Genomic DNA, 20673 nt, shown 5'->3' with positions numbered 1-20673 from the left:
GCTAATTGCTAATTGCTCCCTCTGCACCTGAAGCTCTCTTCCCCGACTCCCGACTCCTGTACGGGCGTACCGACTCCCTGTTTTAACTTTTCTTGCTGACGGCTTCTTTTCTCCTCGGTAAGAGTATCAAAGCAATCAGGACAAGAAATTCCCTCTTCGTACTTTTCGGATTGTTTATCTAATGCCGAAATTGGGTGTCCGCAACTACGACACATTTCATAATTACCTGGTGCTAAACCTTGTTGTACAGCTACCCGTTCGTCAAATACAAAACACTCTCCTTGCCACAAACTTTCTTCAGATGGAACTTCTTCTAAATATTTCAAAATTCCACCTTTGAGGTGATAAACTTCCTGAAATCCCTGAGACAGCATGAAAGATGAAGCTTTTTCACAGCGAATTCCTCCCGTACAAAACATTGCTACCTTTTTATGTTTGTCGGGATTGAGATGTTGACGCACGTATTCAGGAAATTGGCGAAATGACTGAGTTTGTGGATTTTGCGCTCTTTGGAAACTCCCAATTTTTACTTCATAATCATTGCGGGTGTCAATCACAACGACTTCAGGATCGCTAATAATTGCGTTCCAGTCTTGAGGGTTGACATAAGTACCGACTTGCTGACTCGGATCTGCTTCCGGTATTCCAATGGTGACGATTTCCCGCTTCAACTTCACCTTCATCCGCTCGAATGGGGGTGCTTCAGCACGAGATAACTTGTACTCTAAGTCTGTCAGACGCGGATCGGAACCGAGAAAAGCAAATAGGGAATCAATTACCGTTCGGGAAGCAGCCGCAATTGTGCCATTAATTCCTTCCTCTGCGAGTAGAATTGTCCCTTTCACCCCTTGAGACAGGCAGTAAGACAGTAACGGTTCGCGTATTTCAGCGCAGTCTGGTAAGCTGACAAACTTATAAAATGTGGCGACAACCTGAGTCATGGCTTTGAATGAGTAGAAATTTCTGAAATATTTTTGGTAATTTTGCTCGTTTAGCTCTTGACCATATTGTTTTAGAGTAGCTATAATAACAAAGTTGTCGAAAAAACGACAGCAAACTCATGACTCGCGGGGGTTTAGCTCAGTTGGTAGAGCGCCTGCTTTGCAAGCAGGATGTCAGCGGTTCGAGTCCGCTAACCTCCATACCTTGTAGGAAACCTAGCGTAACACTTTGGACTAACTTAGGACTAGTCAGGATTGCCAAACCCTGTTCCAGTATGGTAAGTAGCCGATCTACCTTGCGGGTCTACCTGGACTACCGTAACACCCTCTAACTTAGGGGTAGTGTACTTATTAGGCATGGCTAAGTTAACCGCTTGGTTGTTAACTAGTAGTGTCACTACCTCTGTTACCCCTTGCAGCGATCGCACCAAGTATTCTAACTCTTTGACCCTGATAGATGACCCAAGAGCGTGCTGTGTTGGACTAAGTAGGGAAGCGATCGCACCTGCGATCTTGTCCGAATAGCCTTGCGATAGCTGGGGTACGTTCACTACTAACTCGATATCTACTGGACTAAACGCCACCGGACTAACCCAGACGCTAGAGCCAGCAAAGGATAGTCTTCTCAACTCACCTTGAATATTGATACAAGTTTCTGTACTGGGTGCTGTACGGGATCGAGATCGTCCCGCCACTGTCTCAGCAGGGATAGCGCGATCGCTGACAGTAAAACTATAAAAACACAAAGCACTGAAGCAATAAGTGGTAATTTCAGTTGGTGGGTAGTGAAGTTAGAACTCAATCAAATCAAGCGTTTACAAGCAGAAAACTACACAAGTTAAACACTGCCAACTACATCTATTCTTTTACATAATCTCAGCAGTGTATTTTCCAAAACAATTGAGTAGATGAAATAGTGTGATTCCAGAACCAAAAACTAGCAAGCCGCGATCGCGTGCCGTGACAGTAAGGCGGACGGTGAATTGCACTCACCGTCTGTATAGATCCCTGTTTGCTTGCAGCAGCATTGGGAGCAGTCACAGATAGGTCTTGCCACAACTTTGCTTTCTTTGCAATTTATTGTTTGTCTCATGGGTATTCTTATTGAAGAGAGGCTAAAGCAGGCGTAGCGGGAAATAGAACCAATGGATTTCTCTCGTCCAAGGCAAGCAGAGCAAATTTGGCAACGGCTTCAACAACACTGGGAGCATCGCAGTCGTCCTTCAGGTCAGCGATTCTTGGGCAGCATTCGGATGTCCAAAGCAAGTCTCAGAGCAGTTGTTAGATAGTGTTGCTCGAAACTTAGGTCATGTCGGGTCGCCGACATTCGATCGCTTGTGCGAACGGTTTGATACTTACGACCCACAAAGATATTGGATTGGAATTGTCACGCTGGCATTATCAGAATATGCGTACTATGACGAAGGCGATACTGGATTTTGGCAAGGAGTATGCGATCGTCTAAATTTACAAAATACTCAAGGCGTTCAAAGTGCGCTCAGAGAAGTTCTCGATCGCGGATTCCAACTTTGGGGAGTGGTTGAAACACAAAAGCGTAACCGTTATGTTTCAACGCTGTGGCTGCAAAGTGGGATTCCTCAGCAAAATCTAAAGCATTTTGCACAGATATTAGAAGAACTTTCTCGGCAATATGACTGGTGGGATATTGCCCACGCTGAGCCAGAGGATTTATCTCGATTGCTATATGAGTTTTGCCAGGAGCATCACCCTCAATGGAGAAAATTGCTTGCGTTTCTTCAAAGTAGTTGTACTGATGAGAATGAGGAAGCAGAGCCAATTTCAGGAGAACTCCTTCAGGGACTTGCGCTCGTTGCTCAAGCATTGGAAAGGCAAGGATTAGAGCCAACAGTGTTGCAAAATCCCCAGCAACAAGAACAACTGCTGCAAAACTTTTGCTTACCCAAGACCTTCTTCCTTCGCAATTGGGATAACTTGGTTCGAGTTCTCACGCCGCAGGGACAACACTCCGCTCATCGACGTAACGTTATCAGCCTACGTAAGAAACCTCTGTTACTAATGCTGGATATTGCTGATTCAATGGATATTCAACTTGTTTTACCTGCTCAAATGCTTTGGAAGTCAGATTGGCGAGACTTGCGGGGAACTTACAGTCAGATTCAAGAGCAAGGTTGGGAAACAACATTACCAATGGATGGAGCATTGAAAATTCCGGAACTGAAGTTACCGATTAATCAGATATCCCATGAGTGGGTCTGGCATTTGCGATCGCACACACATGCATCATTAATTGAATGGCGATGTGAAGGAGTTCCACCTGACTTTCCAGTTTTATTTTTTGATGCCTGGACGGGAGATCGCTTAATTTCTCCCAATGGGTTGAAAGGCAAAACCGAGATCGTCTGTTTTTACAATAGAACAATCCAGTTAGAGATATCTGACGGCATTGAGGTAGTAGATAGTTTTGTACCTTGCAGTATTTCAGGTTGGCGAGGACAGCAGTTGCAGCCGATCGGCGAGCAAGCCCAACTGACGATCCGTTTAACTCACTCTACCAAAGTCATTCACTGGGATAGCTGCCAGGTAGACTATCCTCAACTTAGAGGACTCAAACTGAAACGTAAAGAGCCTGTCTATTTGGAAGTACCATCGATATGGTATCCTCCCGTACATTTGCCAAAGACAATTAGTATTCAGGTTGAGGATCTTAATAATCGTGAAGTTCTTACTGCATCAAATGAGCAAGTCAGCTTATTTGCTAATTCAAATTGGCAACAGATTGCCTTACCGAAATGGATCGGTCGAGCTGGAAACTATGCAGTGAAGTTGTGGAGTGAGAGCGATCGCTGGTCTGAACAATTCGAGTTACACTCCAGTTCTGAAATAAGCCAGCCATCACCAATTTCTCAAATTCGAGTTTTTGAGCGCACAAATCATTCCGTTGAAGCTCCAATTCAGGTCTCTTCATCCAGCGAATTTTGGTTAGAAGAGTTAACTTTACGAGATTTATGGGTGTTGGAAGAAGTGAGATTTTTGCTAACGAATGGACAGGAAGAATACTGTTTTTTCAGGCAAGCCAATTTGTCGGGTATTTTGTCCTTTAACTTAGCGGCGCTACGCGATGTGTTACCCGAATCGGATTGGTACAGTTTGAGTTATCAGCGTCAGGGCGAAGAACGTCACAGCTTACTCGAAATGTCTACTGGGGAATCGGTGAGCCATACCTGGGCACGGCAAGCGATTCATCTATCAGGATTACGACCAGGGCAGTCCTATACTTTATCACTCTGGAATATTTTGCGACCTGAAAAGCCACTGTTTCGATTGCCACTAAATAACAGAGATCTAGAAACCTTTACATTCCCTCTGTTAGATTCTTTATTTGATACTTTTGGAATTTTTTATATTCAACTTGAATCTTCAAGGTTTTCCCCACAGAGTTTAGGATGGTGGTCGGACATTCAGATAATAGAGAATTTGATATTACCTGATGATATCAATGATGATTATTGCTTCAATATTTTAGATAATGAGTCTCTAGAAGATTTTCGTCAACTATTCAAGAAAGTCAACCTAGTAATTGATTGCGAACAGATTAGGAGAGCAATTTCTGGCTTGCAAAGTTCTAACGACTGTCTCCCTGCTTGGCTCAATCGAGACCTATTGCTCCAGAAATTACAGGCTATTCTTTCTGCAAGTCCTCCTGATAAAAAACCTTCACCTCCTCCTCCTACCCCCAAACCTCAAAATTTGATTTATTCACTAAAGATTAAGAATAATATACCTGCAATCCGCAGAGCTTTTTGCAAAAAATTTACTGAGCGATTGCACAAGGCTGGTCTACAACAGCAAGCCATTCAACTGATGCAAGATAAAATTCTTCCGGATTTGCTTCGAGTCAAAATAGAAAATCAGCAATATTTACCCATACTGAAGACAATATTGGCAGAGCTGGAATCTATTCTTCATACCAGTATTGAACTAACAGCATGGGGGAAATGATGGTTACAGAGAAAATCATCAAAATTTTGAGCAATCACCGACAACCCCATTGTTTGGAGCGCCCACAATCCTTGACATTACGATCGATTGCCAGCCTGGTCGAACATAGTCTGCCGCCAAATCATGCCGTCACATCTGACCAAATTCAAGAATATTTACAAGAACTGCAAGCTCAAGGAGAAGTATTGGCGGGAGTAGGGAATCGATTTTGCATGGCTCCTCCTGTAGTTTTAGCAGAAGATCCAACGAATTTATCTGGCGTGTTATTCAAAGGCGATCGCGCTTATTTAAAGTGGGCACATCAAGCCCTAAAGACTGGACAATCTGTTACCAAAACTCATCTTCACCCTAAAGTTCACAGCTTTCATCGAATTAAAGAAAGCCTAAAAAATCAGGGGATTCGGTTGCTGACAGTAACGGACAGTGTAGAGCATCTACCCATTCCCGAAAAACCCAAACTTTATTTACTTGCTGGTGCAGAGTGGTATGAAAACCCATTTCAGTCCCTGCAAGAATCAGGCTCGATCCAAGCCTATATGCCAAAATCCCAGTGGCAGACCCAGGGGGATCGCTGGCAGTGTATTACCCAAGCCGATCTCGCTAGCGATTCTCTCCTCAAATTATCCACGGGTGAATATCTCTGGTTTGAAGCAGGTCAGGTTTATGAATTATCGCCTGATGTCGCAGCTTTAACTCTGTTTTGGTTAGACCAACAAGCAGGTTTACCGCTTCGAGTTGCTTGGGATCGGGTTCCAGGTCGGTTGAACTTGCAAGGAATATCCCTACCTAGCTCCTATGCCCAATGGCTTTGGCGACTTTCTAAATCAGATCCCGTGCGACCGCGAACACGACTCTTCGAGCCATCTCAACGTGCAATTGCCTGCCAAGCCCTAACCCAATTACGCTGCACCCTGGTCTAATGCTCTTCCTTCTTGTCTTACTGCTATGTCTCACTATCTCGATCCGATTGATGTGGCTAACCAACCCCGTGAGAATCTAATTCGCTATCTTCTAACTGCTTATCCTTTGCGTGACGTGCATTTGCGGTATGGGTTCAAACGACTACTAGAAGAACCAGGTGCAATCGCCCAATATCCCTATCTGGAAGGGGCACAGCCTTACAAAACTGGTAGTAATATTCAGCAATTGGTGGATCGAGCTGTATTGCATCCAGAAATGGCTCGAATGTTTAACCCAACTCGCCCACTCTACAAACATCAGGAAGATGCAATTCATGCAGTAGTAGAACAACAAGAAAATATTGTTGTCGCTACAGGAACTGGTTCTGGGAAAACCGAATGTTTTTTGATTCCAATGATGGATTACCTGTTGAAGCATCCAGAAGCAGGAGTTCAAGCCCTGATTTTATATCCAATGAATGCTCTGGTGAACGATCAGGTGAAACGGTTACGGCAATTGCTCTGCCAGCAGGGAGAGGATCGAGCGCTCATTCGATTTGGGTTCTACACCAGCCGCACGGAGACCGATCCACAGAATGCTAGGGAAGCACTGAAAGCAGAGTTAACTGCTAGCGATCGCCAGGAACTCCTACAACTGTTTACAGATGAGCAAAGGCGAGCGCTCAATCTTAGCCGTCCTGAATATCTAGTCAATGCAGCAATGGAACAGGTGCTGCGGGTGCAGGTGATGTCACGGCAAGAAATTTGGGAAACCCCCCCCCAAATACTAGTGACGAACTACTCCATGCTGGAGCATATGCTGATTCGTCCGAAAGAACGCAATGACATTTTTGCTCGTGCCCAGCATTTTAAGCTATTAGTTGTGGATGAAGCCCATTCCTATAATGGCTCAACAGGGACGGAAGTATCCATGCTGATCGAGCGGTTTAAGTCTGCGGTCGGCATTGAAGAGTCAGGGCAGATGCAAGGGATTGCCACCAGTGCAACCCTAGGCGATCGTAATGACGCTAACGTCGTCAGTCAGGTAATAGACTTTGCAAGGGATCTATTTAGCGAACCCTTTAATCGGGTGATTTGGGGCGATCGGGTCAGTGTTGACGAACGATTGGGTAGTCCTTATGAGCTACCAGAGGGGTTGGCAGAATCGGAAATCTATGAATATTTTTACGACCTACAATTACCATCTCTGAATGACTCAATTCAGCAATGGCAAGAGCAGCTGAGCTATCTCGTGCCCCATCAAATTCTAGAAAATGCAGCGAGTCAAGCAAAGGGCAATACACATCACTTCCTGTGGCTCGCCTTAAAAAAGCATCCTACCATTCATCGCTTGATTGAATGCCTGAGCAAAAGCCCCCAACCCTGGCATCAACTGGCGCGATCGCCTCAACTATGGGAAATACCAAGGGCACTGGACGGAACGATTTCGCCCGAAGAAGACGCAAAACTGGAGACGGCACTTTCCCATCTGGTACAGCTAGGCACCTTGGCACGACGAAATCCTGATGAGTTACCGTTACTGCCAGTCAGACTCCATCTATTATTTCGGAGTATTGAAGGACTGTATGCCTGCATCAATCCTAGTTGTCAGGAAGCAACGCTCGATCCAGGTTTAAGCAATCGTCCTAACCGCTACGGAAAACTCTACCTCAGTAGCAAGACCGATTGCGACTGTTGCGGTGCGCCAGTCATCGAACTATCGAGTTGCCGCAAATGCGGACAGGCATACGGATTAACCTACTTAGGAAATGGTAATGAACTGCAACTTTTACCACGTTCTCTAGAAGCAGTCGAAAATAGTAGTGCAATTTATGTCTTAACGGCTGGAATGCTTGATAGCGTTACCAATGATGAAGGCGATGACAGCGAAGAAGTGGATGATGCAGAGCAATGGACTGCAACCAACTTAGGTACCTTCACAATCCACAAGGGGAGTGGAAACGGTTGGCTTGGTAAAAAATCAGGAAACCCACCGAATACCTTATCTATTGAGTCTTCATCAGATTGGACGCTACACTGGCACCGCCCGCCAAAAGCTCAGAATCTTCAGGGCGGATATTTGAATCAGTGCCCTGCTTGTGGAGCGAGGCGATCGCAATCCCCTGCAATCGGACGCTTTGTGTCCTACACTGATGCTCCCCTAGAAGTAATGCTTGATAGCTTATTTGAACTCTTGCCCGAACCCGAACCAGCGCCAAGCCAATACACTAGACGCAAGCTCCTCACCTTCTCCGATGGTCGTCAAGATGCTGCCTTCTTTGCCTCTGACTTTCAACGTACCCATACCGAAACTCTATATCGGCAACTCGTCTGGCAAGCCTTTGTCAACGCGCAGGATAATGGCATCACTTCAGTCAACCAGGTAGAAGAGAAATTGGTTGAGAAATTTCTAGACATTTCCATCCCCCACCCCGACCGAGAGGCAGATAAGCACCACCGCAGCTATGTTTCCAATGATGCGAATGAAGGAAGTAGTTTGAATGCGATCGATTGTAAAAAGCGTGCCCAAAGTCGTGCAAAGGAACTTTTGATTCGTGAGTTTGGTTTACCGTCTTCACGGCGATTTTCCATTGAGGCGCTGGGATTACTTGCCTGTCACGTAGAAGACTTCACGCCTACATTTTTGGCACAGGTGACGGAACAGATTGGCTTGAATACGTCCGAGGACTATACTGAGGCTCGGATTTTCCTAACAGGTTTAACAGACATAATTCGTCTAATGGGAGCAATCGATCTTCAGGGATCGTCCCGTTATTTTCCGGAAACTGGGGGTATGGAAGGGGGACAACCAGCTCGATTGGATGCCAAGGGTCGCTCCCAAACTTATCTCAAGTTGCGGCGAGAATCGAAAGACAAGCAGGCAGTTTCCTTCCTTTGGCGCAAAAACGCTAAAGGTGAACCTATGCAACGGCAGAATCAAATTGTGACCTACTACCGCAATTTCCTGACACGATTTCCGTCTGAGGAGAGTCTAGTTTGGTTATTTGATGAGTTACTCAGGCATGGAATTCTAGTCAAATATAATGATGGTCGGCAACTCCACTGGGAACTGCTCAATCTTAGGCTGTCATCCCAAGATTGGTATCAGTGCAATACCTGCCAACAAATCTTTCATGTTCCTGGACTTTCAACAGTGGCAGGAGAGGCCGCATTAGGTGTCGATCGTTGTCTGGCTCCTAATTGTGATGGGATTTTGCAGCCATTTGATTCTAACCGTCTAGCCGATCATCACTATCGTCATTTAATTCGAGAACGGAAAGTTTTGCCGTTGCGATCGCAAGAACATACTGCACAATTGGGTACAGAAGAATTAGCCAGTCGAGAAAATCGTTTTCGCCAAGGAAAGATCAACTTGCTTAGTTGCTCAACCACGTTAGAGATGGGGGTAGACATTGGTGAATTACAAGCAGTTGCTCTGCGTAACTTTCCGCCCCATGTAAGCAACTATCAGCAACGAGCAGGACGTGCGGGACGACGCACCGATGGCGTAGCAATTACGTTGATGTACGGGCAGCGTCGTCCCCACGATCGTTATTACTTTGAGCAACCGACCCAATTAATCGATGGTAGAAACCAGGTTCCCAAACTCGATCCAACGAACTTTGAGATTCAGAAACGCCATATTCGTGCTGAACTATTAGCTGAATTTCTTCGCACTGAATATGGTAGAGGAGCAGAAAATGTCATGATGGCTGATTTTTTAGGACTGCCTAATACCTTCAGTAAGGTATATAAAATTTCTGCCGAATCAATCCTTCTAAAGTTCATTGAATGGTTACACGGGCAACAGGCAAAGACCTGTACCCAACAGTGGTTGAATCGACTAAACAGCAAGCAACCTGTTGAATTTGTCCTTCAGCAGTTTGAAACTAACTTGCAAGCATTCCAGGTTGAGCAATTGCAAGATTGGAATGGTTTATCAGAGCTTTTACAAAGTCTGAAACAAGCTGTTTGTGATGCAGAAGATGCAAATGATAGTAAGAAGCAAAAAGCATTAGAGTATAAGCGCGATCGCATTCGAGAAGAACTAGAGAAAATTCAAAAACGCCAACTCCATGAAGAACTGGCAAAAGCGAGCATTCTCCCAATTTACGGATTCCCAATAGATGTCGTGCAATTGCTCACCAGAGACAGTAAACAGTTCTTCCAAGGACAGGGTAAACATCGACTTCAGCGCGATCGCCGTCTGGCGCTGGGAGAGTATGCCCCTGGACAGGAGGTGGTTGTAGACGATCGGGTTCACATTAGCGTTGGCATACTGCGTCCAGATGATTTGCCCAATCGCTTTTACTGGGTCTGCCAATCCTGTAACTTTTTCATGGCAGCTAGTACAGATACAGAACTGCTAGCCCGTTTAGGTATGGCTGACGGCGATCCGAAATGCCCTGTCTGCCAGGCAAAACCATCCACCAACGAACAAAAGCCGCGATCGTACAAAATTCCTAAAGCCTTTATTACAGATTGGGGAGAACAGCCCAAAGTGACCCCTTACAGTAAGCCAATGCGCCAGCCTACTTCTCAAGTATTTCTGGCACAAGAGGGCGATCGCTCAGAGTCTCAATCTACCGAATTCTTTGAGTTAATTGTGAGCCAGGGCGGGCAGTTTTTCTTATCAAACCAGGGACCCTTGGAAGAAGGACGAGGATTGAAGAATCGAGGGTTTGCCATCTGTAAACGATGTGGTCGTGACCTGAGTGAAGAAGTCCGTCGGAATCAACGCAGTCGGGATCGCCAGCAAAAGACCTCCAAGAATAATTCTCGGCAAATCAGTCATACTCATCCCATCACAGGTAGCTTGTGCGAAGGGTGGTATGAACACACTCATCTGGGGCATGAATTTCGCAGCGATCTCCTGAAAATCCGCTTCACGTCTGCTGCAAATCCACCCAAGTTATTTGGTTCGGTGATTTACCTCGATGGAGGGCGAGAAATTCATTCAAACGCAGGCTTGAATATTGATGATACAAATACTTCATCCAATGGGGCTGCATTTTGGCGATCGCTCACCTATGCCCTACTCGCTGCTGCCGCCCAAGCGATCGATGTCCCGCGCTCCGAACTCGATGGTCTATTTCGTCCCTTGGAAGAGAGCAATGCAGAAACCGCAGAAATTGTTATTTATGACAATGTTCCAGGTGGGGCAGGCTATAGCAAGCGCATTGCCAATCATTTCTCGGAAATCCTGCAACGAGCTTACCAGTTAGTTGAATCCTGTAGTTGTAGCAGCAGTTGTTACGACTGCCTCAGAACCTACACCAACCAAGTTTTTCATCACGAACTCGATCGACACTTTGTTTCAAATTTCCTTAGCCCGATAGTGGAGCGTCTACAACCCGATGAATTACTTCAATCTTTTGCTCCAGATGCTAACCGGATTAGCTTAACTCGTATGGCATCGGAACTAGACCGCTATTGCACAATGGCAGGCGCAAACAGTATTGGCTATTTGCCGAGTATTAGCCAACCTTTCACACTCCAACGATTGACCCAAATTGTTGAGGCATTGGGAAGAAGTAGCCCCCTGGAACTGATGGTGACTCATCTACCCGAACAAGCGAGTGACGATCGAGTACGTGTCATACGCAAGAGGTTATCCCAGTGGATTGACCAGGGATTTCTTAAGCTGTATGTAACTAGGGCAATCCAATGCTCAATTCTTTGCCTAAGTAGTCAACTACCCCACCGGATTGCTCTCCAACTTCAGACAAGCAACAACGGCGATCCAATAGGATGGTTTCAAACCCGTAGCGAACGTGGTGTCAACCATGTCTTCCAAAATTTACAACAGTTGAAATCTGATGCAACAATTGTTAAAGCAGCAACCTTGGAGGATTCTGATACAGCAGTGATTTTCCCAACTCCTAACTGGGAAAGCCTAACAATTGAGCAACTTCGCGAAGAGCTTGGGCTAACGCAGATTTTTCAGGGAAATCAGGTCAAGAAATTGGTTTATAGCGATCGCTATCTTAATCATCAAAAGCAGCCCAAAGCAGAGACCCTGGCATCTCTCCTGAACGGTAATTGGCTAGATAATGACTCTCGGATCGTTATCCAGATCCAACAATCGAAAGAGGAGTACGATCGCCGAGATACAGAGCGCCGCACAGATATTGAACGATCGTTATCCAGCTTGCCCGGACAACTCAAAGTCGAAATGCGTCCGTACCCCAAACACCATCAACCCCCTTTCCCTCATCGACGAAAACTAACCATCTGTCTGCGAAGTAATTCAACTTACCGCATTCTTTTTGATAAGGGTCTGGATTTTCTCAAAAAAGATTCTAATGCTATGTATTGCATCGAAGAAGCAACTTATGTCGTTGTCATTAAGTTGCCTCGATCTTAACCCTCATTGGTCACCCTGAATAAGGAAAAAACTAACCAAGACTTGAAAAGGGTTGTAACATATGGCTTTTATGCTTAATTTTCTAATAGTTAACAACCCAAAGGAGCGATTTTGGCAAAATCTTTATCCACAGCAGGCTCTAGATTTTACTCTCCTAAAAGTGACAAATGTGGGAGTTTAAATTACGACAAATAAAATATTAAATTGAGCATGAAAAGTAAATGAGATGCAAAAGGCTTCTAATCCATACAAAGCGAGTGTTTTAGCTTTAAAACACTCGACGACATGAATGTGTTATAATGACAAATAATGTGTTAATTGACATTAACAATCGATTGTTTAATCCCAACTACCGAATCGACTCGACGCTTCTGACTTGCTTGTCAAATAGATCGGTCAAAATACTCATAACCGATCGCTTGCGGATAATAATCCCAGCATTGACTCCCATCCCAGATTGTAAGGAAATTGGTCTGCCATTCACCGATAAATTTTGCGATTCTAATTGAATTTTGGCAGGAAAAGCGTAGTATTGTCGCTCTTGAGTTGGTGCTAAAGCATCGGAACCAACCCAAATAATTTTTCCTTTGAGCGTACCAAATTCTGTTGAGGGAAAAGAATCGACGCGCACGTCTACTTTCATTCCCTCGCGCACGAAGCCAATATCTCGATTTGTCAGATATACCGAAGCAACCAAATTATCGTTGGGAACGATCTTTAAAATCGGTTTCGTATCACCTATGACAAAACCCGCCGCACGGGGTTGTAAATCAAATACAGTTCCATTCACTGGAGATTTAAGCTGCTGATATTTGACAGATTGTACGGCTTTACTAATTTGCGCGTCAATTTCTGCTAGCTTCGTCTTATTTTCCAATCGCTTCTGGCTTAATTGACTATCAATCTCCGCTATTTTTTTGTGATTTTCAGCAATTTTACTATGAACTTCTTTGGCTGATGTGGCAATTGTATTTTGTAATTCTTCCTTAGCTCGCTCGATAGAAATTGCTAGTTTTTGTTGTTCGGATGTTAAGCGATCGACTTCTCCTTGTTTGGTAATAACTTCCTGTTGCTGGCGCTCGTATTGAATTTGAGAAATTGCCCCTTCTCCAGTTGCCAAGGGAGTAATTCGCTTTAAAATTTGGTTGTTGACCTTGAGAATTTGCTTTGCCGTTGCTAGTTCTTTTGAAGTCTGCGATCGCTGTTTTTCTAATTCTTGAACTTGCTTCCGCGCTGCCCGAACTCTCGATTGAATTTCATTCTGACTAGCTGTCAATAATTGACTTTGATTATTCGCAAAATCCGTTGTTTCTCCAGCAGCAATATTACCACCCTTTAGAACATTTTGAAAATAGCGATTTTCCGACATCAAATCGGCGCGTAATTTCAACAAAGAAACCAGATCGGCACTTCCAGAAATGACAGGTTTATTACTATTAATTGCCTGGTCGTAAAACTGATTTTCTTGGACTAAACTAGAGCGAACTTTTGTGAGAGAATCTAAGTCGGCTTGAGGTGAAGTCGGATCTAAAGTGACTAAAAGCTGATCTTTTTTCACGCTCTGACCGTCTTGAACGTGAATTTCTCGCACCACTCCCCCAGTGGGAGCTTGAATTTCTTTAACTGCCCCTAACGGCTCTAATTTTCCCGTTGCGACTACAGTTTGATCGAGTTTAGCAAATGTCGCCCAAGCGATCGCCGAAGTTGTCGCGCCAACAATCAGCCAAATAAACAAATGCGACCACAAAGCAGGACGGTTCAATACTACCGATGAATTCAGAAATTGTTCTTCAGGTTTTGCTAGCGGTTCGGTATTCACAGTTGCGACTCCTGTTCTAGATCATTTAGGTATCTGTAGGGGCGCACAGCTGTGCGCCCCTACAAGGAAATTCACAGTTGTGACTCCTGTTGTTGATAGAGGCAGAAATATCGCCCCTTAAGTGCCATTAATTGTTGGTGAGTGCCTTGTTCTACCACCACGCCTTTATCCATCACCAAGATCGCATCGGCATTTTTTACCGTGGCGAGGCGGTGGGTAATGAAAAATACGGTGCGCGAGTGAAATGCTTCTGCCAAATTCTGACAAACCTGCCGTTCCGAATCGTAATCGAGGGCGCTGGTGGCTTCGTCCAAAATCAGCAATTTGGGATTTTGCAATACCGTACGGGCGATCGCAATCCTTTGTCTCTGTCCCCCCGACAGCGCCGAACCCCTTTCCCCAACGTTGGTGTTGTAACCGTTGGGTAAAGACATAATAAAGTCGTGGGCGACGGCAATTTTAGCAGCGGCAATAATTTGTTCTGGACTCGCTTCTGGATTCGTTAGAGCAATATTTTCTTGCACTGTGCCGTTAAATAACAGCGTGTCCTGTAACACCATGCCGATTTGTCGTCGCAGGGAATACAACTCAACTTTGCTGATGTCGTAATTGTCAATTTGAATCGTCCCTGTCGTCGGTTCGTACAGACGCGGTAATAACTTCGTTAGGGTACTCTTACCCGAACCACTCTGCCCGACAATTCCGACAAACGTACCCGCAGGAAATTCTAGATTTACATTAGTCAGTTGAAACACGCCGCTGTTGCCGAATCGGAAAGACACGCCATCAAATTTGACTGCCCCTTCAATTTCTGGCATTGGCAGCTGAGCGCGGTTTGCCTCGTCTACTTCTGGATGTGCGTCGAGAATATCACCCAAACGCTCGATCGATAAAGCAGTTTCTTGGAAGTTTTGCCACAGTTGAATCAACCGCAACAAGGGACTGGTGGTGTAGCTAGAGATGATCCGAAAGGCAATCAATTGTCCCAGGGTTAATTGTTGGGAAATCACCAGATATGCCCCAACCCACAACAGTAATAGCCCAGAAAACTTATTGAAAAATCCGCTCACCGAACTTGCCGTAGTGGAAGTCACCACGGTATTAAACCCAGCGCTGATGTAACGGGCGTAGCGTTCGTACCAGTGCCAGCGCGATTTAAGTTCGATGTTTTGCGCTTTAACTGTTTGAATTCCCGAAACAACTTCTACTAAATAAGACTGAGTATCGGCGTAGCGTTCTGCTTTCACCCGCAGTTGTTTGCGGACGATGGGCGCGACGAAAATTGTCAACACGGCAAAGATCGGGACTGTTGCCAGGGCTACAAGTGTCAGTATCCAACTGTAAAAGAGCATCACGGCGATATAGATCACCGAGAATACGGCATCTAATACCACCGTCAGAGCAGTACCCGTGAGGAATTGGCGAATATTTTCTAACTCGTTGATTCTTGAAGCTAATTCCCCGACACGGCGGCGATCGAAATAACTTAAAGGTAGCCGTAGCAGGCGATCGATCACTTCCGAACCCAAAGCGATGTCGATGCGGTTCGTGGTATCGACAAATAAATAAGTTCTGACTCCCGTGAGCAAGGCTTCAAATAGCGCTACTCCAAGCAACAAAATTCCCAGGACGTTTAATGTATCCAAAGCGCCATTGACCAAAACTTGGTCGATGATGACTTGGGTAACGAGGGGATTGGCTAAACCAAATAGCTGCACGAAAAATGACGCGATCAAAACTTCAATCAACACGCCGCGATGATGTGCGATCGCCGGTAAAAACCAGCGCAAGCTAAATCTTTCCGTCTTTTCCCCCGGACGCGCTTGTAACAGCAATACTTGCCCTCCGTCGCCCCAAGCACGGGCAAAATCGGCAGGGGTTTGACGGTGAATCCCAATTTCGGGAACGGCAAGCGTCAGTTCTTTGTCGTCGCAAGCGTAGAGAATTGCCAAACTATCGTGATAGCGGATTAAAGCAGGAGTTTTGATCCGCGCGATCGCTTTGCTGGGGACTTGAATTAATTGGGCGCTCATGCCCAACATCTCGGCGATCGCACCGCAGCTTTGCAAAGAAATTGTCCCGAGAGATTTCTGCTGATTTTCCAATACCCGCCGCACCGTGTCCCGTCGCCACGATACGCCCAAATATTGACACAACATTTGGAAGCAAGCCATTGCCGCGCTAATTTCTCCCTGTCCGCGCACGAAGGGATATTTAACGGGTTTGGTGTTAGTTGCTGGGGCTACTGGGGGTTGTTCTGGGGCGTAAGGAACTTCTAGATCGGTAGGAGCAAGTACGACGGGCATAGTTCGTTCGACTTCCTGGGGTAATTTCACGCCCAGCAGCCGCACACCTGGCTCTGTAATTGTGGGGGCTGAACCGTTCAGCTCGAAACGGTTGCCGACAATCGCCTCCGCTCCACTACTAATCAGCCAAGTGCGATCGCCACGCAATCGCGTTCCATCTGCTTGCCCTGGGAATAAATTCACCACCTGAACAGATGGACTCAGTTGAAATACCAAGTCTTTCAGTTTCGTGGCACTGTCGGCGCGACGTTGGAGTTCTACACTCAAGAGTTCGCACAATTCCGCAGGAGAAAATTGCGCTTTGACGTGTTGGGCAAAAGTCGGTTCGGCTGAAAGACTTGCTAAAAAGTCGGCGGCGGGAATTGCGATACAAATGACTTCCGTAGAGGCGATCGCGGTTTCACAGGGAATGTTGCGAATCAAACCCGCCCAACCTAAGACGGTTTTCGGTTCGACTAAACCCAAACTTACGGGGCTTTGCTGGCGGCGATCGTAGCCTATTAATCTAGCAGTCCCTTGGTAGATAACTAACACCTGCGTCGGCATTTTTTCCCGCACGAGTAGCGGTTGCCCGATCCGATAGCGCCACAATTGACATTTCGTTGCTAATTCCTGTAATGTCGTTGCTGGCAGCGGATGAAATAAATTTGTTTGAGCGAGAAATGCCTGAAATTGAGAGCTAGAAATAGTAGCTGTCATGACGAATTCAAAAGTTAAAAGTCAAAATATTCCAAAATCAGAATTTGCAGATCGATCGGCTTGATACTGTGCGGGTTCTGACTTGGCTACGGGCAAACGCTAAGACCAAGAAAATTGCAATGGTTCGAGCTGCTGAATTTGTTCGTTCAGCCAGGTTTCAAACATTTCGTTGAGCAAACGCTGCCGCATATTTGCGTCTAATTGAGCTGGTAGCAACTTTTCCAGTCGGACGATCGTAAACCAGTTTTCGATCCGAGTCGGTCGCCAAAGCTGCCCTGGTTGACCGATGGAAAGAATTTTGGCAAGAGTTGGATTGAGTTGACTGAGTGGCACGGGTCCGATGACTCCGGCTGTATTTGCCTCCGATCCTTTAGAGTATTGTTGTGCCATTTCGGCAAAGGTTTGCTCCCCTTCGAGGATGCGAAAGTAAATTTCTTGTGCTAGCAAACCGTCTGTTGTCCGCAGTAAGGAAAAAATAGCTTGGTCGAAAGCTGCTTTGCGACTCATAAAATAGGACTCGACCTTTGCACCCCAAGTATCTTGTTTGAACTTCTCAATCAGGAGCGATCGCACGGCGACTTCTGCCATCTGTGCCTCACTCATGCCAGCTCTTTTTAACCAAGCTGCTCTTGACTCTGGATCGTTTATGTGATAATGTCTCTCAAACTGCTCGATTGCTTGTTGGCGTTCGGCTTCGGTACAAAAATAAGGAGCGATCGCGCGATCGATAACGATTCCCCGCATCAATTGCGGCAGCAACTGATAGCGACTCAATAGAGACGGAATTTCTTGAGTGGGAATGATGCTGTTTAATTGAAACTCTTGTGCCATATCAATATATAGATATATAAATTTACAGCCCTAGCTGGAAAACGCATAACATAATTTGTATTCGACTAAGATTGCTCATAATTTCCCTTGCGAATACTAATACTAATCTCGATTTAGCCGACTTATGGTAAAAGGTAAAAAGTCTTTATTCTTTATATCTCTCATTCCCTCCTAATATTAAATTGGCACTAACTAGACAAAAGTTGTCCATTCTAGCTTTTATACCAAATCCTCTTTCACCTCATCTTATCCACCTCACTCTCAGCAGCATTAGATTTTCTTTGGCAATATTTGGCTTTTTTTGTGATGTTGTACTCCAGCTAGGGAAAATTAAATGACTAATCAACTAAAGTTACAAGAATTTCGGATTTCTTGATAAAACTTTATTTTTAGTTATTAACGCTCGGCGATCGATTGTCAGCGTCCGCTCGCTCCTCAAACCTTTTGTACCTGAATTAACAATCTCAGAGCAAAAAGTAGAGTATACTGTATACATAGATATCTGGGAATAAATACTCTAATCTGAGATATTGCCAATGGTAGATACTTTATCCCAACTGTCGATAAACAGCGATCGCCTCATCCAGAGCATCGAACAGTTAGCGCAAGTTGGCGCTTTGCCTGGTGGAGGAGTGCGGCGGATTGCTTACAGCGCTACGGATATGCAAGCTCGCGATCGGGTGCAACAATGGATGCAAGCCGCAGGGATGAGCGTGAAGATCGATCCGGCTGGCAATATTATCGGTAGATATCCAGGCAAATATCCCGATGCAGCAGCCTTAGCAACGGGTTCCCACATCGATACCGTACCGAATGGCGGACGCTATGATGGTGCGTTTGGAGTCTTGGCAGGCTTGGAAGTGGTAAGAGTCCTGCAAGAACAGCAAATTCAACTGAATCGCTCTCTAGAAGTCATTGTCTTCACCGATGAAGAGGGGACGATGATTGGCAGTAAAGCAATGTCCGGTAGAGTCATTCTCGATCCGGCGACATATCCCCGTTTTGATGGCATAGACATTCAAACTTGTTTGACGCGGGTTGGCGGCGATTGGAACCGACTTACAGAAGCACGTCGCACCGCCGCAGACATAGCAGCTTTTGTCGAGTTGCACGTCGAGCAAGGACCCGTTTTAGAATGTCTTGGCAAGCAGATCGGTGTTGTAGAAGGAATTGTCGGGCAGAGGCGATACATTATTACCGTTAAAGGTAGCTCCAGCCACGCGGGTTCTACACCAATGCAGATGCGACAAGATGCCTTGGTAGCTGCCTCAAGAGTTGTACTGGCAGTAAATAAAATTGCGCATACCCCAGGCGGGCAACAGGTAGCCACAGTAGGCTGGATGGAAGTTTTACCTAATGCTGCGAATGTCATTCCTGGGTTAGTGAAGATGAGCTTAGATATTCGGGATTTATCCAGCCAGCATCTCGATAATTTAATAGCACAACTGCAAGCAGAGATTGAACCGATCGCCGTTGAAACTCAGACTTATATCGATTTACAACCCCGTTTGCGAAACGAGCCAGCTTTAGCAAAACCGCAGATCCAACAGGCGATCGCGCAAGTGTGCGAAGATTTAAGGCTGAGTTACACCCATCTACCCAGTCGCGCCAGCCACGACGCTCAAGAACTCGCCACTTTCACCGATATGGGAATGATTTTTGTTCCGAGTAAAGCAGGTGTCAGTCATGCTGAAACCGAATACACGTCATCAGAACAGTGTGCTGAAGGAACGAATGTTTTGTTGCATACGTTTTTAGAGTTGGATCGGCATTATCGCTGCGAATGAATTTTTTGTTTGGAGAAAAACTAAGTTTACCAAGGCAAAACTTCGCCATTGCTGTGCCAAAAAGTCCCCGTATTATCTAATGACAATTCATTAATTCGAGCTAACAATCCTTGCACCGAGACTTCAGGGGTAACGCCAGATGCACTAAAGTTAGTCATGCGGGTTTGGACTAAACCTGGATGGAGAATAGCAACGGCAATTCCCAACGGTTTGAGGTCGTGCGCTAGAGACTTACCCGCCATCGATAATGCAACCTTGGACATCCGGTAGCCATAGGAACCGCCAGAAGTATTGTCGGCGATCGATCCCATCCGACTAGTCATCATCACGACTTTAGAACCCGCTTTGAGATGGGGTAGTAATGTATGCGTTACTCGTAAAGCACCGATCGCATTGACTTCAAATTGTTTTCGGATACTGTCAAAGTCGAGTTTTTCTAATGTGACGCGCTCGACGATCGCCGCATTGTTAATCAACACCTCAATCGGCATTTGTTGCAGGCGATCGCGCAGTTGGGTGACGGATACATCTGAGGTAATATCGATACCAGCTTCGATTTGAACGCCTAGTTCTTTTAATTCATCCGAAACCGCACGACAGACCGCAATGACGTTTTCCCCTCGTGCTTGGAGTTGACGACAGTATTCGTAACCAATCCCGCGATTTGCCCCCGTGATTAAATATGTTGCCATGCTTTTCTCCTCGTCATCTGTCTTAGAAGACGGTAACGTAAAACGGCGGATGAAAAAGCGCTCGGGAACGGCAGCTTCTTTTCCTGGGATGAGACGATGGCGAATGCGCGATTCTGTCACCCAAATTTGCCGATCTGCTACCGTCAAATTAACGGGCGATTCCATTTTGTCCGCTAAGACTTCGATCGCTTTCGGTTGCGATGCAGGTGCAAGAATGTCACGGATGCAGAGCAGACGACCGTTACCACTGGCGATCGCACCTTCTAAGACTAATAGCGAACCGTCTGGGGCAAATACCATACCATCAGGGTTTTCAATCGGGCGTTGCAGCGAAATCGCTTCTACTTGCGT

General features: G+C 45.7%; 12 protein-coding genes and 1 tRNA gene. 6 read left to right on the top strand and 7 right to left on the bottom strand.

The genetic code is table 11. The annotated features are described in order from the left end of the window. Positions 1-8 precede the first annotated feature (8 nt). Positions 9-941 carry a rhodanese-related sulfurtransferase gene (locus N4J56_RS31905; RefSeq protein ID WP_317110417.1) on the bottom strand — a complete coding sequence of 311 codons (933 nt, stop codon included), beginning with the start codon at positions 939-941 and terminating at the stop codon, positions 9-11. Positions 942-1069: 128 nt separating this feature from the next. Between N4J56_RS31905 and N4J56_RS31900 the strand changes: the two genes are divergently transcribed. Next, a tRNA-Ala gene (locus tag N4J56_RS31900) sits at positions 1070-1142 on the top strand. Positions 1143-1186: 44 nt separating this feature from the next. Here N4J56_RS31900 and N4J56_RS31895 read toward each other — a convergent pair. Next, positions 1187-1687, bottom strand: coding sequence for a hypothetical protein (locus N4J56_RS31895; protein ID WP_317110415.1), 501 nt, complete (start codon positions 1685-1687; stop codon positions 1187-1189). Positions 1688-1817: 130 nt separating this feature from the next. After that, the gene (locus N4J56_RS31890) at positions 1818-1982 is read right to left on the bottom strand and encodes a hypothetical protein (protein WP_317110413.1); all 165 of its coding nucleotides are present in this window, start codon (positions 1980-1982) and stop codon (positions 1818-1820) included. 104 nt (positions 1983-2086) lie between these two features. Between N4J56_RS31890 and N4J56_RS31885 the strand changes: the two genes are divergently transcribed. Genes N4J56_RS31885 through N4J56_RS31870 form a run of 4 tightly spaced genes read left to right on the top strand, consistent with a single transcriptional unit; the run spans position 2087 to position 12188 of the window. Beyond that, positions 2087-2230, top strand: a complete 144-nt coding sequence (locus tag N4J56_RS31885; RefSeq protein ID WP_317110411.1) for a hypothetical protein — start codon at positions 2087-2089, stop codon at positions 2228-2230. Then, positions 2220-4922 carry a hypothetical protein gene (locus N4J56_RS31880; protein WP_317110409.1) on the top strand — a complete coding sequence of 901 codons (2703 nt, stop codon included), beginning with the start codon at positions 2220-2222 and terminating at the stop codon, positions 4920-4922. The genes N4J56_RS31885 and N4J56_RS31880 overlap by 11 nt, the downstream gene beginning before the upstream one ends. Further along, positions 4919-5842 (top strand): hypothetical protein, encoded by a 924-nt coding sequence (locus N4J56_RS31875; protein ID WP_317110408.1) that lies wholly within the window; start codon positions 4919-4921, stop codon positions 5840-5842. The genes N4J56_RS31880 and N4J56_RS31875 overlap by 4 nt, the downstream gene beginning before the upstream one ends. Positions 5843-5867: 25 nt before the next feature. Further along, positions 5868-12188, top strand: a complete 6321-nt coding sequence (locus N4J56_RS31870; RefSeq protein ID WP_317110406.1) for a DEAD/DEAH box helicase — start codon at positions 5868-5870, stop codon at positions 12186-12188. Between the two features lie 349 nt (positions 12189-12537). Here N4J56_RS31870 and N4J56_RS31865 read toward each other — a convergent pair whose 3' ends face one another. The 3 genes from N4J56_RS31865 to N4J56_RS31855 all read right to left on the bottom strand — a co-directional run bounded on the left by N4J56_RS31865 (position 12538) and on the right by N4J56_RS31855 (position 17843). Beyond that, entirely contained in the window at positions 12538-14007 is a 1470-nt protein-coding gene (locus tag N4J56_RS31865; protein WP_317110404.1) for an HlyD family type I secretion periplasmic adaptor subunit, read from the bottom strand. Positions 14008-14078: 71 nt separating this feature from the next. Beyond that, positions 14079-17012 carry a peptidase domain-containing ABC transporter gene (locus tag N4J56_RS31860; RefSeq protein WP_317110403.1) on the bottom strand — a complete coding sequence of 978 codons (2934 nt, stop codon included), beginning with the start codon at positions 17010-17012 and terminating at the stop codon, positions 14079-14081. Between the two features lie 99 nt (positions 17013-17111). Then, positions 17112-17843, bottom strand: a complete 732-nt coding sequence (locus N4J56_RS31855; RefSeq protein WP_317110402.1) for a peptidylprolyl isomerase — start codon at positions 17841-17843, stop codon at positions 17112-17114. Positions 17844-18379: 536 nt separating this feature from the next. Between N4J56_RS31855 and N4J56_RS31850 the strand changes: the two genes are divergently transcribed. Beyond that, positions 18380-19630, top strand: a complete 1251-nt coding sequence (locus N4J56_RS31850) for a Zn-dependent hydrolase (RefSeq protein WP_317110401.1) — start codon at positions 18380-18382, stop codon at positions 19628-19630. A 26-nt stretch (positions 19631-19656) separates the two neighbouring features. On the opposite strand, the gene N4J56_RS41405 is transcribed toward N4J56_RS31850, so the two are convergent. Next, positions 19657-20322, bottom strand: a complete 666-nt coding sequence (locus N4J56_RS41405; RefSeq protein ID WP_410500658.1) for an SDR family oxidoreductase — start codon at positions 20320-20322, stop codon at positions 19657-19659. Positions 20323-20673: the final 351 nt, after the last annotated feature.

Origin of the sequence: Chroococcidiopsis sp. SAG 2025, assembly GCF_032860985.1 — a bacterium.
GTDB lineage: Bacteria > Cyanobacteriota > Cyanobacteriia > Cyanobacteriales > Chroococcidiopsidaceae > Chroococcidiopsis.
The sequence above is the reverse complement of the archived record's forward strand: the minus strand, read 5'-3'. Positions and strand labels throughout refer to the sequence as shown.